Genomic DNA, 14,496 nt, shown 5'->3' with positions numbered 1-14,496 from the left:
TTCCTCCTAAATTTATTTGTAATCTTTTAAAACTCTTAAGATTTCTTCTGCATTTTGTATAGCTTTTTTTACTGTATTACTTTTTTCAAAAACACCAAATCCTTTTTTTATAGTTAATGTTCTTAAAAAATAGAAATTATTGTCTTTGCATTTAAAAACTACACATACATTTGTAGTAAATTTTGGAAGAACTCCAGAAGTTTTTACTTCTGGTTGTGAAGTAATATCTTTTATATCTATGATATAAAGTTTTGAAGTCAGACCTAAAACAACACAGCCGATAACTTTTTTTTCTTCGTCAATAACTATTGTCATAACATTACAATCCCATCTTTTTGAAACTTTATAACCTTCTTTTTCAAAATCTTTTAATTTTTTATCTCTTTTCTTTTTCATAAGGACTCTGGAATTCATATATCCTGTTAAAAGATTAAGAAAAATAAAAAGGATAAAAACAATAAAAATAGCAGTAAATATTCTCATACTATCCTCCTGAGATTAATTTTTTAAACTGTAAACATAATCTCTTATTTCTTCGGCACATTTTTGAGCATAAGCAACATGAGGTGAACTTTTTCTCAGTCCAATTCCTTTTACATATAGTGTTCTTAAAACATAAGTTCCTTGCTCTGTTTCAATATTAAGATAAATTTGAGTTATAAGAGTTCTCATTTTACTTTTTTTAACAATTCCAACAGATCCTATTGTAATTTCTTTTATACTATCAATGGGAATATCGTAAATTGTATCTTTTCTCCATGCCATTACTAAAAAACTTAAAACTCTTTTCTTTTTGTCTGAAAAAATTGTTATTGCATTACAGTCCCATCTTTTTGAAATTTTATAACCTTTTGCCACTACTTTATCAATACTTTTATTTCTTCTTTCTATATGCTTTACTTTTGCCTCTGAAACAGATGACCACATACTGTATAAAGCACAAAGAATTATAAGCAGTATGATAATAAAATAATTTAATACCATTTAACAAACTCCTCCCCTTTTAAAATTATATTATAGTGAAATTATAGTATACTGAAATTATTTTCTCATAGAGAACCAGTAAACTACAGATTTACAATCTATAGGATTTCTGTATCTATGAGGTGTGAATGATTTTATAAATATAGTATCTCCTTTTTTCAGATTGTATTTTTCATCATCAAGGTCTATATCTAATTCTCCTTCAATAACTACTCCAACTTCATCATATGAATGTCCCCATGACATATCACTATATTGTGCTGATTTATGTTCTATAGTTATTACTATTCCATTAAGACTGTTTTTACCGGTTATTATATTTTCTATTTTTACTTGAGAATTAGGATTTGAAAATATTTCTTGACGCTGTTCAAGTCTAGTTACAGGTGATTCGCTGGCATTTTCATCTATTATTTCCATAAGATTTACATTAAGAGCTTGACATATTTGTTGAAGATTACTTATAGAAGGACTATTTAAATCCCTTTCTATATTACTTAAGAAACCTACAGAAAGTTTAGTTATATCTGACAGTTCTTTTAATGTATAGTTCATTTTCTTTCTATATTTTTTAATTCTTTCCCCTAAAGTCATCAATTAAAACCTCCATTATAATAATTAGTCTTATTATAGCATATATTGAAAAAATAAAATACACTTTGAATTACATGAAGTTCATTTTCCTGAAAAAAATTAATAAATTCAAAAAAAAAATAAAAAATTTTTATTTTTTGAAAAGATTAAGGAAATCCTAAGTTTAATGGTGTTTAGAGTGAATTTTTTATATCAAAAAAAAATAAAAATTTTCAGAATACTGAAAAAATTATTTGTAATTATTTTTAGAGTATGGTATACTCAAAAATGTCTTTAAAAAAAGACTATCATTCATAAAGAGAACAATAGTTTCAAAATAAAGTATAATTAAAAAATGTTTATATATACTTAACAAAAATAATGATAAGGAGTGGTTTGTTTAATGGAAATTTTAAAAGGTACAATATTGTTATTAATAGTTTTAGCAGGATTTTCTCTTTTCAGTTTAAAAGCACCTAAAGGTATGAAAGCTATGGGAGCTTTAGCAGGAGCAGCAACAGCAAGTTTCTTAGTGGAAGCTTTCCAATATTATGTTGGAGGAGATTTATTAGGATTTGCTTTTCTTAAAGATGTAGGAGCAGCAGCAGGATCTATGGGAGGAGTTGCAGCAGCAGCTTTAGTGCCAATCGCTTTAGGAGTTAATCCTACTTATGCAGTTCTTGTAGGAGTTTCAGTGGCAGGATACGGAATTCTTCCTGGATTTTTAGCAGGATATGCTTTATCATTTATCGTTCCTCAAATTGAAAAAAGAGTCCCTCAAGGTTTAGACCTTATAGTTACAATATGTTTTGCAGCACCTCTTTCAAGAGCTATTGCAATGTATTCTTCACCATTAGTTAACTCAACTCTTTTAAATATAGGTGGAATATTAGAAAGTGCATCACATGCAAGTCCTATTTTAATGGGAATTATTTTAGGAGGAATTATAACTGTAGTAGCAACAGCACCTCTTTCTTCAATGGCTCTTACAGCTATGCTTGGACTTACAGGAACTCCAATGGCAATAGGTGCATTATCAGTAATGGGATCTTCATTTATGAATGGAGTATTCTTCCATAGAATGGGATTCGGAGATAAAAAGACAACAATAGCAGTTGCTATTGAACCTTTAACACAAGCAGATATAATTTCAGCTAACCCTATTCCAGTTTATGTTACAAACTTTATAGGAGGAGCTCTAGCAGGAACAATAGTTGCACTTTATGGACTTGTAAATCAAGCAACAGGAACAGCTACACCAATAGCAGGACTTATGGTTATGTATGGATTTAACAACCCTATAGTAGTAACAAAAGTAGCACTTATGTGTGCAGCAGCAGGAATATTTGCAGGTTGGTTAGGATCTTTAATATTCAAAAATTATAAAATAAAAACTATTCACGATATAAGAGGATAAAAATTACAGGAGGCTGTATGGACAGTTTAAAAGAATTATTTAAAATAGGATGTGGACCTTCAAGTTCTCATACAATGGGACCTGAAAGAGCTGCAAAAAAATTCAGTAAAGAAAATGAAAATGCTCACAGCTTCAGAGTAGAATTGTATGGAAGTCTTGCAGCAACTGGTAAAGGGCACCTTACAGACTGGATTATAGAGGAAACTTTAAAGCCAAGAAAAACAGAAATTGTATGGATGCCTGAATATGTTCATCCATATCATACAAATGGAGTGAAATTTATAGCCCTTGATGAAGAAGGAAAAATTTTAAATGAATGGCTTGTATTTTCAGTAGGAGGAGGAACTATAAAAGATCTTTCTGATACAGGAAGCAAGACAGAAGAAGTTTATAAATTGAATACACTTGATGATATCATTAAATGGTGTAAAGAAAATAACAAAGAGCTTTGGCAGTATGTTGAAGAATGTGAAGGGCCAGAAATATGGAATCATTTAAAAGATATTCTTGATACTATGCATAATGCAGTTTCAGCAGGAATAGAAAAAGATGGAATCCTTCCTGGAAAACTTAGACTTCAAAGAAGAGCTAAAGGATTTTATGACAAAATAAAAGGTCAGCATAATTATCATGTTATAACTAAGAAGATATTTGCTTATGCTCTTGCAGTTGCAGAAGAAAACAGCAGTGCAGGAACAATAGTAACAGCACCTACATGTGGAGCAGCGGGAGTAATTCCTGGTCTTCTTAGAGCAATGAGAGAAGAACATAAATTAGATGAGACAACTTGTTTAAGAGCACTTGCTATAGGAGGACTTATTGGAAATCTTATAAAACAAAATGCAACTATATCAGGAGCAGAGGCAGGATGTCAGGCAGAAATAGGAGCAGCTTGTTCTATGGCAGCAGCTATGGCAGCTTATATCCTTGGAGGAACTTTAGAGCAAATAGAGTATGCAGCAGAAATGGGAATGGAACATCACCTTGGAATGACTTGTGATCCTGTTGGTGGATATGTACAGATTCCTTGTATTGAAAGAAATGCTATTGTTGCAGTAAGAGCTCTTAATACAGCTGATTATGCTCTTTCAACAGATGGACTTCATACAATAAGTTTTGATCAAGTTGTTATAACAATGAAGGAAACAGGAAAAGATATGTGTCCTTCATATAAAGAGACATCAATTGGCGGTCTAGCAAAATATTATGAACAATTTTTAAAAGACTAATATTTTAGTTATAAATAGTCACCCAACCCATAAAAATATAATCTTAGAGCAGCCTGAAACATATTTTATGTTTCAGGCTGTTCCCCTTTACTATAAATTATAAATAAAGAGTTCAATTTGAACAAAATTTGTTGTATACTTTTATTGTGGGGTAATATTAATTTTTTAAAGGGGGAGGATTTCTTTGTCATTTTTAACAGAAATAAAAAGTCAAGTAAAAGAATATGCTGAACTTATAGCTAGCTTTGTAGACTGTGAAGTTGAAATAGTGGATGAAAACATGCTGAGGATAGCTGCTACAGGAAAATTTGAGAGGCTTGTAGGAAGAGTATCAAAAGGTGCTATTTATAAAGATGTACTTTTAAATGGAGAAAGTCATGTTGTAGAAAATCCAAGCCAACACAGGTTGTGCAGTGATTGTGAATTTAAAGATAGATGCCAAGAAAAGCTTGAAATAGCAGCTCCTATTGTTCATAATGGAGAGGTAATAGGAGTAATAGGAATAGTAGCACTTACAGATATTATAAAATATAAAGTTCTTAGAAATGTAACTCTTTATCTTGATTTTACAGAGGAGATAAGTGATATTATTTCAGAAACTATTTCAGAAACTGAAAAAAGAAGCTCAGAAGAAAGAATGGATGTTCTTAAAGAAGTTATAAGAAGTTTTGATAAATGTGCAGTTATACTTGATAAAAATAATATGATAATTGATGCTAATGAAAGAGCAGTTAAAGAACTTGAAATTAATAAAAACGGCAATGAAATTATTTCAATAATTCCCACTGATGAGGTTATGTTTGGAAAAAAAGTTTTTGATATAAAAAATGGAGAACAAGTATTTAAAGTTGCAGGTATATGTGTTCCTATTTCTATTATTACAAAGAAAGAATGTTTTGTTTTTTTCTTTAATAAATATAGAGGATAAAAATGAAATCTAAGCTGAAAATAATAAAATATTTTCAGCTTATTTTTTTTGAAATAATAAAAATTTTATAAAATATAAAAAATGAAAAAATCAAATAATATATATTAAAACAAATTATAAAAAGAAAAAATATATTTACAATTTAATATAAAAGGTGTATAACAACAATTATAGAGAGGAAGACTTTGTATAAAGTAAAAACGGTGTATTAAAATTAAAAGAAGAGGAAGTATTTTAACAGAAATATTAGTGACAGTTGGAATTATATTTTTTCTTTTTGCATCAATTTATATTAAATATGAAAATTTAAATGAAAAAAGAGAAATAGAAAGAGCAGCAGATATATTTGAAACAACTGTATATAAATATACTGCAAAATCTTTGGCTTCAAAAAAGACTTTTGAGATAAAATTTGATTATTTAAAAAAAGAAATAAGAATAAAACCTGAAGGTAAAAATATTTTAATAGAAAAAATAGATCTTCCTAAAAAGCTTAAATATGCTACTGTTAAAAAAGGAAATATTGAAAAAGAAAAGGAATTTTTGACAAAAAAAACGGGAAATATTTCTAAAGCATTTTCTGTTTATATTTGTGATTATTCAGAAAATGCAAAATATAGAATAGCATACTATACTTTTCAGCAGAGCAGAATTTTAAAAATAAATGTTTATAAAAATGTGAGAGCTGGAAAAATAAAATATGAAGATTTAGGAGAATATCACTATAATTTGGGGGAAAATGAGGTAAAAGAAGGTTGGGAAAAACAATAAAAATATTTATAGTTTTTATTTTATTTATATGTATAGGAACAGGAATTACAGCAAAATATATAAAAAATAAGACTATTTTACAGGAACAGGTATCAGTTGATTTAAAAATAAGAGGCAGTTATTTAAAAACACGGTATGTAATAAGATTTTCAACAGAAGATAAAAAAGAAAATTTTAAAATTGTTTCAAAAGAAAAAGATATAGAAATATAAATCTGCAGAAAATTTATTGCATCTGAGAGAAGTTTCAGGAGGGAGAGCAATGAATAAATTCAGCGGAAAAATATTAAGAATAGATGATTTAAAGTTTGAAAAGTCAAACAGGAAGTCATCTTTTTTTTATGGAGAAAATAAAGAACTATCACTTGAAAAAGAAAAAAGAAAACCTGAAATAGAAAAATTTTTAGATAGAGTTTTTGCAGAGGGGATAGAAAGAAGATGTAGTGATATTCATATAGAGCCTTTCAGTACTTTTTTCAGAATAAGATATAGGATAGATGGAATTCTTTTAACAGTAGAAGAACTTAGCATAGATTATTATCCTCCTATAGTTTCAAAGATAAAAATAATGTGTGGACTTGATATTACAGAGAGAAGAGTTCCTCAAGATGGAAGATTTAAAATGAAATATAAGGATAAGGAATTAGATTTTCGGGTGGGAATAATTCCTGCTTATCATGGAGAAAAAATAGTAATAAGGCTTCTTGATAAAAGTAGTATTAAAAAATCACTAGAGGAATTGGGATTTGAGAAAGAATATTATAAAAAACTTTTTGAAATAATAAAAAGAAAAAATGGAATGCTTCTTTTTACAGGTCCTATGGGAAGTGGTAAAACTACTTCAATGTATGCTGTATTAAATGAACTTAATAATGAGGAAGTAAATATAACAACTATTGAAAATCCAGTTGAATACAGTATTGACGGAATCAATCAAATACAATGCAGAGACGATATAGGCCTTACTTTCCCTGTAGTTTTAAAAGGAGTTTTAAGGCAAGATGCAGATATTATAATGATAGGTGAAATAAGAGACAGTGAGACAGCAGAAATAGCTTTAAAAGCTTCTCTTACAGGACATCTTGTAATTTCAACTCTTCATACAAGTACAAGTAGCAGCACTATAAAAAGACTTATGAATTTAGGAGTAGAACCTTATATTATTTCAGCTGGGGTAAAAGGAATACAAAATCAGAGACTTGTAAGAAAACTTTGTCCTTACTGCATGGAAGAAGATAAAAATTATGAAGAAAAATTAAAAATTCTTGGAATAGATAAATCAAAATACAGAGATAAAATTTTTTATACAGGAAAAGGATGTAAAGAATGTAATTATACAGGGTATAAAGGTCGTACTGTGATAGGTGAATTTTTATATATAGATAGTAGTATGGCTGAAAAAATAGAAAAAGGAGCATCAGTGAGAGAAATAGAAAAAGAAGGGATATTAAATGGTATGACTTCTCTTATTATAAATGGTGTTGATAAAGCTTCTTGTGGAATAACCTCACTTGATGAAATTATAAGAGAATGCTGAAATTATATTTTTATACAGGATATACAAGAAAAGGAAAATTTATATTAGGATTCAGCAGAGGAAATGATGAAAAAGATGTAAGAAAAAAAATTAAAAGTGAAGATATTTTTTCAGAAAAATTGTATTATATTCCTTTTTTTACAAGAAAAGAAAAATTGGAAGATGTAATTATGATTTTCACACAATCAAAGATGTTTATAAAAAATGGATACTCTTTTCAAAGGATTTTTGAAATATTAGGCGAGAATAGAAATTTAAGATTTTATATAAATAAGATGAAAGACTCTCTAAGAAATGGAGAAAGTCTTCATGAAATGTTTAAAAACAGTGGATTAAATCTTAAAGCAAGTGAATATACGATAATTAAGTCGGGAGAAGAATCTGGAAATATATATCAGGCTTTTGAAATTATTGAAAAAGGAATGCGAGACAGAGAAAAAGCAAAAAAAGAGATTTTAAAAATCATGTTTTATCCTCTGACAGTATTTATAATGATTATCTTTTTAATAATTTTTACAGGGATATATATTCTTCCTGATTTTATAAAAATAATAAAAGCTTCTTCTCAAAGCCCGCCTTTAATAACAAGGTTTATAATTTTTTTTGCAGATAATTTTATTTTTATTGTTTCTGTTGGAATATTTATTTTAATTATAATAACAGGATTTTTGAAAAAGAAAAAATTAAGAGAAAAATTATTTCAAAAATTTATGAAAGTTAATATATTTAAATATATAGAAGATAAAATTTTTATTTCAAATTTTACATATGTTTTAGGAATTCTCTTGGCTTCTGGAATAACGATAACAGAAGCAGTAAAAATATTGGAAGAGGAAACAGATAATGTATATTTTGAAAAAAGAATTGAAGAATCTGAAAAGTATTTGAGAAAAGGAAAAAGTATAGGAAAATCTTTTGAAAAAATGGAAGTTTTTTCAAAAATAGATTTGGAACTTATAAACTCAGGGGAAGAATCAGGAGAACTTGTAGATACTCTTTTTGCAGTATCATTAAGAAATAAAGAGTATTTAAAAGAAAAATTTCAGCTGGGAATAAAAGTTCTAGAACCAGTGAGTATTATTATAATAGGAATAATCACTGGATTAATATTTTTGGGAATATATCTTCCAATTTTTCAAATGATGGATAATATTTAAAAGCAGGGAGGGGTTTTTATGAAGAACAAAGGTTTTTCACTTATTGAATTATTGGTTGTGTTAGGGATAATAGGTGTTTTATCAAGCTTTATTACTCCAAAGGTTATGGTTTATATGGCTAAAGGAAAAGAAACAAAAGCAGTAGCTGTACTTGAGTCTTTAAGAACAGCATCTCAGCTTTACTATTTAGATGAAGGAGAAAGTTTTGTAAAAAGTACAGAATATGGAGAGATAACAGCAGAGCAATTTAAAAATCTTGAAAAATATCTTTCAGAAAATGCTTCAGATTTAGTGAAAGATGGTAAAGTTGTAGTGGAAATAGGAGGAAGCAAAGAAGAAGCAGACAGTGAAGAAATTATTTATGGAGGAGAAATAGGATTTACTACAAAAGATCCAGAAGTAACAGGAGAAGGAGATAATAAAAAATCTGATGGAATAAATATATGGTTTACTCATGGAGACGAAATAAAAAAATATAATATAAATGGAGATAAATGGACAGAATTATAGAACATATTTTTGATATTTTTTTTGTTATTTTTCTAATCTTAATAACTTTAAAAGATATAAAAGAAAAAATAATACCCAATTTTTTTACTCTTGGAATAATTTTTCTAGGAATTTTAAAAATAATTTTTGCAGATGGAGATTTTGAGAAGAGTTTATTAGGACTTGGTATTTATCCAGTACTTTTTATATTTCTCTATGGGTATGTAAGTGATTTTTTTAAAAAAGAAGTTATAGGATTTGGAGATATAAAACTTATGGGAGCAATTGGTTTTTACTTAGGATATTCAGGTATTTATAATCTGATATTACTTCATAATCTTATTTTTATTTTAGGATTTATTTTTGTAACACCATTAATAATTTTAAAAAAATATAAAAAAGAGAAGGAAATACCATTTGCTCCTTTTATCTGTATAGGAAGTGTAGTTTTTGGGGTTATAGTAATTTTATGAAAAGAAAAGGATATCTTTTTATAGAGTTCATAGCTGTTGCAGGGTTATTTTCAATTATAATATTACCACTTGTTATGCTTATGAACAAAAATATAAATAAACTTAATTATATAAAAGAAGATTATGAGATAAGAAAACTCACTGAGAATTTAGAGAGTGTATTTATAAAAAAATTAAAAGAAAAAGGAGGTGCAGATAAAACTTATTATCTTATAAAAGATGACACAGAAAAAGGAGTTTTTATTTTAAAAGAAGGACCTGAAAAAACAGTTACTAAATTAAGAGGAATAAAGATTTCTTCGGATATTAAGATATCTCTTTTAAAGAGTAAAGTATTTATAGAAGAAGATAAAATAGAAAAAAGTTTTACAGAGGTTTTTATTTTAGAAGTAAAAACAAAAGATAAGATAATAAAAAAGATTCTTCCTATATGAAAGAAAAGAGAAAAGGGATTTTTTTGTTGGAAGGGGTTATTGTAGCAGGAATTTTTGCTGTTTTTATGAGTTTTGCTCTTCCATTTATAAAACAGAGTATAAATTTAAAAAATACAGTGAGAAAAGAACTTAGATACAACAGAAATTTTATATATGTAATGGAAAATATAAATAGGGAAATTAAAAATAGCAGAGAGATAAAAATTTTAAATGATGGTAAATTAGAAGCAATAAAAGATATATATGAAGACGGGGAATGTAAAACAATAAAGGTTGTTTATTATTTTACAGGAAAGGAATATGGAAGCAGTTTTATAAGATATACTGTTGTAGATGGACAAAGACTTAAAGATGATATAGTTTTTGAAAGTGTTAAAGGAAAATTTTTTGAAGAAGATGGATTTATAAAATTAAGAATAGCATATAAAACTTCAAAAGAGGAAGAATATATATGGAAGTAAAAAAAGAAAACAAGAAAAAAGGATATATAACTGTAGTGGCTGTTCTTGTTTTTTCTTTTATAAGTTGGGCAATATTTTCAGCTTCTTTTCTTATATCAGAAGAACTTTTTGTATTAAGAGACAGAAAAGAAATAGAAAAAAATGAAAGTATAGAAAATCTTTTAGAAGCAGTTTTTTTAAAAAAAGTGGAAGAAATAGAAAAGGAAATTTCAGAAAATCCTGATACAAAAGATGTAATCAGATATTTTATGAAAAAGGGGAATACTCTTTTATGGCTTAATAATTATGATGCTTTTACAAAAAGTGATAATGGTTTTGTTATTGATAAAATATTTATAAAAAATAGTGATGGAGATGATAAAACTTATGATTATTCTGATAAGGAGACAGTTTTTAAATTTAAAAATCTTATAAAAAATAACAGTGTTCCCAAAAGAACTAATAAGGCTGTAATTTCTTTTTCAAAAGAATTAAAAAATGTTTATGCCGAAGAAATGGAAGATAAAAAATATATTATAAAAATAATGGGACAGGTTCATACAGAGTATATATTTGAAAAAGATTTAAATGAAGATTCTCTTGTTAATTGTGAAATTAAGGAGTTAAGATTTGAAATATACTGATATAAAAAATAAAATATTTAATAAAAGAAAAGGGAAAATAGTTTTTTCAGATGAAATTATTATATACGAAACGGAAAATGAAGTAGAAAAAATTTTTCAAAAAACAGATTGGGATACAGAAAATATAGAAAGAAAATTAAATCTTTATAGTGGAAAATTAAGAAAACTTTTTCTGGATATTTTTATAGATGAATTTTGTTTTAAAAAATTTGAGGTTCAGGTAGCAAAAGATGAAGTTTCAGAAGAAAATCTTGAAAAATATATAGAATATTCAGCAAAAGAATTTTTAGATGAAGACAATATAGAAAATTATTTTATAAAATTTTTTAAAAAATCAGATGAAATATATATTGTTTTTATTTTTGAAAGAGATTTTATAGAAGAGATTGTTGAATTCATTTTAAGAAAAAATCTAAAAGTAAATAAAATTTTTATAAAAGATGAAGAGGATTATATCTTAGACGATTATGATATTTTATTTCAAAGAAAAGGAGATATAAAAGGAAAAAAACAATATATTATCTTAGGATTAATTTTTATTTTATTTTTTTTAGGAATAAAATATTATAATTCAAAACTTGAAAGGGAAAAAGAAATTGTAAATAGAGAAATTATTTTAGGGGAAGAAAAGATAGAAAAATTAAAAGCAGAATATAATATGCTTGAAAAAGAAATATCTGTATTAAAAGAAAAGCTGGAAGAATTTTCAAAAAATAAAGAATATTTTAATGATAAGATTTTCAGAATTTTAAAAATGATGCCAGAAAATATAACAGCAGAAAATATTTATTTTGAAAAAAATATTCTTACAATAAAAGGAAATTCTCTTGATGAAAACTCTCTTTTTGAATATTCAAAGATTCTTGAAAAAGATAGCAGAATAGAAAAAGTAGTTTATGATTACATTATAAAAAAAGAAAATTTTTATGAATTTTTTCTGGAACTAAAGGTGCAATAATGGAGAAATTTATATTAGAACATAAAAAGATATCGTTTTTTATAGGAGCAGCAGTTGCTTTTTATTTTTTTGTAGCAGTTCCTTTAGAAAAAATTTATGAAAATAGAAAAAATATTGAACTTAAGCAGAAAAGACTTGAAAGAATTATTTCAACAGAAAAAATTATAACTGAAGATATAAAGAAACTTATAGCTGAAAAAGAAAAACAAAAAGAGTGCTATGAAGAAAAAAAGAGAAATGAAAAGAGATATAAATCTTTAGGAGAATTTCAAAAAGAATTAAATGATAAATTATTAAAAAATAATATAGAAATATATGAAATAGGGAGAAGTATTTTTAATGAAGATAGATGTTTAGTTCCTTATACAATATATGGAGCAGAAGAAAATATAATAAATTTTCTTCTTGAAACAGATAAGAATGAAAATATTTCAATTTTTAAAGGACCTTTTGAATTTTATAAAGAAGACAACAAGATAAAGTTAAGATTTTCTATAGAAATAAAAATAGAAAAAACTTCAGAAAATTTAAAAACAGCTGAGAGAAAGACTTCTGTTACAGATATAGGTGAAGGTGATATAAAAATTTTAAAATATAAAATGTTAGGAGAAAATAGAGGGATATTTTATATTGTTAATAAAAAAGGGATAGAGCAAAGGTATTATTTAAAAAAAGGAGAAAAATTTAAATTTAATGAAAGTTATTGGAAAGTAGATGTATTAAAAAATAAAATTATACTTCATAATTTAGAGAATGGGAAAAGAGCAGTATTTTATTTAGGTGATGAGGGTGAAAAGAGTATTAAGAAAAATTAGTTTTTATCTTGTATTTTTCTTTTCTATATGTTTTTTAACTTTTGGGGAAACAGAAATAGATACAGAAAAGATAATATATAAAGAAGAAATAAATGTTTCAGGAATAAAAGTATCTGATTTTCTTTTTTATCTTTCTAAAGAAGGGGGAGTTGAAATAGTTCCTGAAGAAAGTATAAAAGAAAAAAATATAGATATATTTTGCAAAGAGGGAGCAACTTTAACAAAAATTCTTTCAATTTTATGTGAAAGTAATGAATGGAAGGCAAAAAAGGAAAAGGGATATATATTTATTTCTCCAAGAATAGTTCAGAAAGAAGGGAGAGGAAATATAACAGGGAAAGTTTCATCTCTTGAATATAAAAAAGATATTGAGGGAGTAAAAATAACTCTTCTTGATGATTACTCCTATCCTGTTTATACAGATGTAAATGGTATATTCAGATTTAAAAATATTCCATATGGAGTTTATTTTATTCGTGCAGAAAAAAAAGGTTGCAGAATAGAAGGGGAAATGATTGATGTAAATAAAAAAGATAATACTGTAAAGATATTTATGGAAAAAGATCTTAAAGAAAAAGAGGAGAAAAAAGAGGCAGAAGAAGAGGGATTTGTTATAGAAAAAATAAAATTCAGTGATGTGGAAACTATAAATATTGAAAATATGCTTGATACAGGATTAAAAGAGGGTGTTAACTTTTCAAAAAACAAAGATAAAGGAATAATTTATGTGAGTGGTGAAAAGAAAAAAGTATTAAAGATAAAAAAATATCTTGAAGAGTTAGACAGTCATAATAAACAAGTAAGAATTACAGCTCAAATTTTAGATGTGACAGAAAATCTTTTTGAAGATTTAGGATTTTCATGGCTTTATGGTGGAAATACAGAAAAAGCAGAAAATAGTATAAGTACAGGAATCTTAACTGACTCGTCAGTAACAGGAATAGGTTCTCTTTTTTCTTCTGTTTTCACTCTTGTAAGAAATTTTAACAATGATGAAGATATTTTAAGAATGAGTTTTAATCTTCTTCAAGGAACACAAGATCTTACAATTAGTGCAGTGCCTTCAATAGTAACAACAAGCGGAAAAGAGGGAGTTTTTAAAATAACTGAGGAAAGAATAATAGGGCAGGAAAAAACAGAAAACGATGAAAATGGAAAAACAACTTATACTCCAATTTTTAGAGAAGCGGGAATAATTTTGAATGTTACTCCAGAAATTATGAAAGATGATTCAATTGTCTTAAAAATAAATCTTGAAACAAGTGATTTTAAAATGCAGAATTATATAGAAGATGATGACAGCAGTACGGATTCTGATATGAAGGGAGGTTCAAAAATTTCAAGAAATATAGAAACAACAGTGAGAATGAAAGATGGAGATACAGTTTTTATAGGAGGACTTAAAAAGGGAATAATCCAAAAGGGTGAAAGTAGAATTCCTTTTATATCTGCAGTTCCTGTTGTAGGAGCTCTTTTTAAAAATAGTTCTGAAAGAAAAGAAGTTACAGACCTTTATATAAGATTAAAGGTTGATGTTGTAAAAGATAGTGGATTTAATGATGCAGGAATGGAAACTTTTCAGCATATTTAATATTTCTTGCTATTATTAAAATTTATTAGTAAAATATAAAATGAAAGAAAATGTATT

At 26.6% G+C, this 14,496-nt stretch carries 18 protein-coding genes; 15 read left to right on the top strand and 3 right to left on the bottom strand.

Translation table 11 applies throughout. From position 1 onward, the window contains the following. Window positions 1-12: 12 nt before the first annotated feature. The 3 genes from I6E17_RS05600 to I6E17_RS05590 are packed head-to-tail and all read right to left on the bottom strand — an operon-like array spanning window position 13 to window position 1,578. The gene (locus tag I6E17_RS05600) at window positions 13-483 is read right to left on the bottom strand and encodes a hypothetical protein (RefSeq protein WP_176828846.1); all 471 of its coding nucleotides are present in this window, start codon (window positions 481-483) and stop codon (window positions 13-15) included. A gap of 15 nt (window positions 484-498) precedes the next feature. After that, entirely contained in the window at window positions 499-984 is a 486-nt protein-coding gene (locus I6E17_RS05595) for a hypothetical protein (protein WP_176828845.1), read from the bottom strand. A gap of 57 nt (window positions 985-1,041) precedes the next feature. Further along, window positions 1,042-1,578, bottom strand: a complete 537-nt coding sequence (locus I6E17_RS05590) for a helix-turn-helix domain-containing protein (RefSeq protein WP_176828878.1) — start codon at window positions 1,576-1,578, stop codon at window positions 1,042-1,044. Between the two features lie 382 nt (window positions 1,579-1,960). Here I6E17_RS05590 and I6E17_RS05585 point away from each other — a divergent pair, with 382 nt between their 5' ends. The 15 genes from I6E17_RS05585 (at window position 1,961) to I6E17_RS10000 (ending at window position 14,439) form a co-directional block, all read left to right on the top strand. Continuing rightward, a complete protein-coding gene (locus I6E17_RS05585) occupies window positions 1,961-2,974 on the top strand; it encodes a PTS sugar transporter subunit IIC (RefSeq protein WP_176828844.1) in 1,014 nt (337 codons plus the stop codon). Between the two features lie 17 nt (window positions 2,975-2,991). Next, a complete protein-coding gene (locus tag I6E17_RS05580) occupies window positions 2,992-4,203 on the top strand; it encodes an L-serine ammonia-lyase, iron-sulfur-dependent, subunit alpha (RefSeq protein ID WP_235236109.1) in 1,212 nt (403 codons plus the stop codon). Between the two features lie 184 nt (window positions 4,204-4,387). Continuing rightward, a complete protein-coding gene (locus tag I6E17_RS05575) occupies window positions 4,388-5,131 on the top strand; it encodes a GAF domain-containing protein (protein WP_235236108.1) in 744 nt (247 codons plus the stop codon). 249 nt (window positions 5,132-5,380) lie between these two features. Then, entirely contained in the window at window positions 5,381-5,902 is a 522-nt protein-coding gene (locus tag I6E17_RS05570) for a hypothetical protein (protein ID WP_235236106.1), read from the top strand. Beyond that, window positions 5,887-6,114 (top strand): hypothetical protein, encoded by a 228-nt coding sequence (locus tag I6E17_RS05565; RefSeq protein ID WP_235236104.1) that lies wholly within the window; start codon window positions 5,887-5,889, stop codon window positions 6,112-6,114. The genes I6E17_RS05570 and I6E17_RS05565 overlap by 16 nt, the downstream gene beginning before the upstream one ends. A 49-nt stretch (window positions 6,115-6,163) precedes the next feature. Further along, window positions 6,164-7,438, top strand: a complete 1,275-nt coding sequence (locus tag I6E17_RS05560; RefSeq protein WP_235236103.1) for a GspE/PulE family protein — start codon at window positions 6,164-6,166, stop codon at window positions 7,436-7,438. Beyond that, entirely contained in the window at window positions 7,432-8,595 is a 1,164-nt protein-coding gene (locus tag I6E17_RS05555) for a type II secretion system F family protein (RefSeq protein WP_235236102.1), read from the top strand. The genes I6E17_RS05560 and I6E17_RS05555 overlap by 7 nt, the downstream gene beginning before the upstream one ends. A gap of 18 nt (window positions 8,596-8,613) precedes the next feature. Next, complete coding sequence (locus I6E17_RS05550) at window positions 8,614-9,105, top strand: type II secretion system protein (protein ID WP_235236101.1); 492 nt, start codon at window positions 8,614-8,616, stop codon at window positions 9,103-9,105. Further along, window positions 9,090-9,557, top strand: coding sequence for a prepilin peptidase (locus tag I6E17_RS05545; protein ID WP_235236100.1), 468 nt, complete (start codon window positions 9,090-9,092; stop codon window positions 9,555-9,557). Before I6E17_RS05550 ends, I6E17_RS05545 begins: the two co-directional genes overlap by 16 nt. Continuing rightward, window positions 9,554-9,991 carry a hypothetical protein gene (locus I6E17_RS05540; RefSeq protein WP_235236099.1) on the top strand — a complete coding sequence of 146 codons (438 nt, stop codon included), beginning with the start codon at window positions 9,554-9,556 and terminating at the stop codon, window positions 9,989-9,991. The genes I6E17_RS05545 and I6E17_RS05540 overlap by 4 nt, the downstream gene beginning before the upstream one ends. After that, window positions 9,988-10,452, top strand: coding sequence for a hypothetical protein (locus I6E17_RS05535; RefSeq protein ID WP_235236097.1), 465 nt, complete (start codon window positions 9,988-9,990; stop codon window positions 10,450-10,452). The genes I6E17_RS05540 and I6E17_RS05535 overlap by 4 nt, the downstream gene beginning before the upstream one ends. Next, window positions 10,443-11,075 (top strand): hypothetical protein, encoded by a 633-nt coding sequence (locus tag I6E17_RS05530; protein ID WP_235236095.1) that lies wholly within the window; start codon window positions 10,443-10,445, stop codon window positions 11,073-11,075. The genes I6E17_RS05535 and I6E17_RS05530 overlap by 10 nt, the downstream gene beginning before the upstream one ends. Next, the gene (locus I6E17_RS05525) at window positions 11,062-12,033 is read left to right on the top strand and encodes a hypothetical protein (RefSeq protein WP_235236094.1); all 972 of its coding nucleotides are present in this window, start codon (window positions 11,062-11,064) and stop codon (window positions 12,031-12,033) included. The genes I6E17_RS05530 and I6E17_RS05525 overlap by 14 nt, the downstream gene beginning before the upstream one ends. Next, window positions 12,033-12,848, top strand: a complete 816-nt coding sequence (locus tag I6E17_RS05520) for a hypothetical protein (RefSeq protein WP_235236093.1) — start codon at window positions 12,033-12,035, stop codon at window positions 12,846-12,848. Before I6E17_RS05525 ends, I6E17_RS05520 begins: the two co-directional genes overlap by 1 nt. Continuing rightward, window positions 12,823-14,439 carry a general secretion pathway protein GspD gene (locus tag I6E17_RS10000; RefSeq protein WP_235236092.1) on the top strand — a complete coding sequence of 539 codons (1,617 nt, stop codon included), beginning with the start codon at window positions 12,823-12,825 and terminating at the stop codon, window positions 14,437-14,439. The genes I6E17_RS05520 and I6E17_RS10000 overlap by 26 nt, the downstream gene beginning before the upstream one ends. Window positions 14,440-14,496: the final 57 nt, after the last annotated feature.

Origin of the sequence: Fusobacterium perfoetens (assembly GCF_021531595.1) — a bacterium.
Taxonomy (GTDB): domain Bacteria; phylum Fusobacteriota; class Fusobacteriia; order Fusobacteriales; family Fusobacteriaceae; genus Fusobacterium_B.
The sequence above is the reverse complement of the archived record's forward strand: the minus strand, read 5'-3'. Positions and strand labels throughout refer to the sequence as shown.

Excerpts from the sequence above, each read along its gene's own strand:
- I6E17_RS05550 (WP_235236101.1), top strand. The coding sequence starts at position 8,614 with ATGAAGAACAAAGGTTTTTCACTTATTGAATTATTGGTTGTGTTAGGG.
- I6E17_RS05530 (WP_235236095.1), top strand. The coding sequence starts at position 10,443 with ATGGAAGTAAAAAAAGAAAACAAGAAAAAAGGATATATAACTGTAGTG.
- I6E17_RS05555 (WP_235236102.1), top strand. The coding sequence starts at position 7,432 with ATGCTGAAATTATATTTTTATACAGGATATACAAGAAAAGGAAAATTT.
- I6E17_RS05540 (WP_235236099.1), top strand. The coding sequence starts at position 9,554 with ATGAAAAGAAAAGGATATCTTTTTATAGAGTTCATAGCTGTTGCAGGG.
- I6E17_RS05580 (WP_235236109.1), top strand. The coding sequence starts at position 2,992 with ATGGACAGTTTAAAAGAATTATTTAAAATAGGATGTGGACCTTCAAGT.
- I6E17_RS05520 (WP_235236093.1), top strand. The coding sequence starts at position 12,033 with ATGGAGAAATTTATATTAGAACATAAAAAGATATCGTTTTTTATAGGA.
- I6E17_RS05535 (WP_235236097.1), top strand. The coding sequence starts at position 9,988 with ATGAAAGAAAAGAGAAAAGGGATTTTTTTGTTGGAAGGGGTTATTGTA.
- I6E17_RS05600 (WP_176828846.1), bottom strand. The coding sequence starts at position 483 with ATGAGAATATTTACTGCTATTTTTATTGTTTTTATCCTTTTTATTTTT.
- I6E17_RS05595 (WP_176828845.1), bottom strand. The coding sequence starts at position 984 with ATGGTATTAAATTATTTTATTATCATACTGCTTATAATTCTTTGTGCT.
- I6E17_RS05560 (WP_235236103.1), top strand. The coding sequence starts at position 6,164 with ATGAATAAATTCAGCGGAAAAATATTAAGAATAGATGATTTAAAGTTT.
- I6E17_RS05590 (WP_176828878.1), bottom strand. The coding sequence starts at position 1,578 with ATGACTTTAGGGGAAAGAATTAAAAAATATAGAAAGAAAATGAACTAT.
- I6E17_RS05545 (WP_235236100.1), top strand. The coding sequence starts at position 9,090 with ATGGACAGAATTATAGAACATATTTTTGATATTTTTTTTGTTATTTTT.
- I6E17_RS05585 (WP_176828844.1), top strand. The coding sequence starts at position 1,961 with ATGGAAATTTTAAAAGGTACAATATTGTTATTAATAGTTTTAGCAGGA.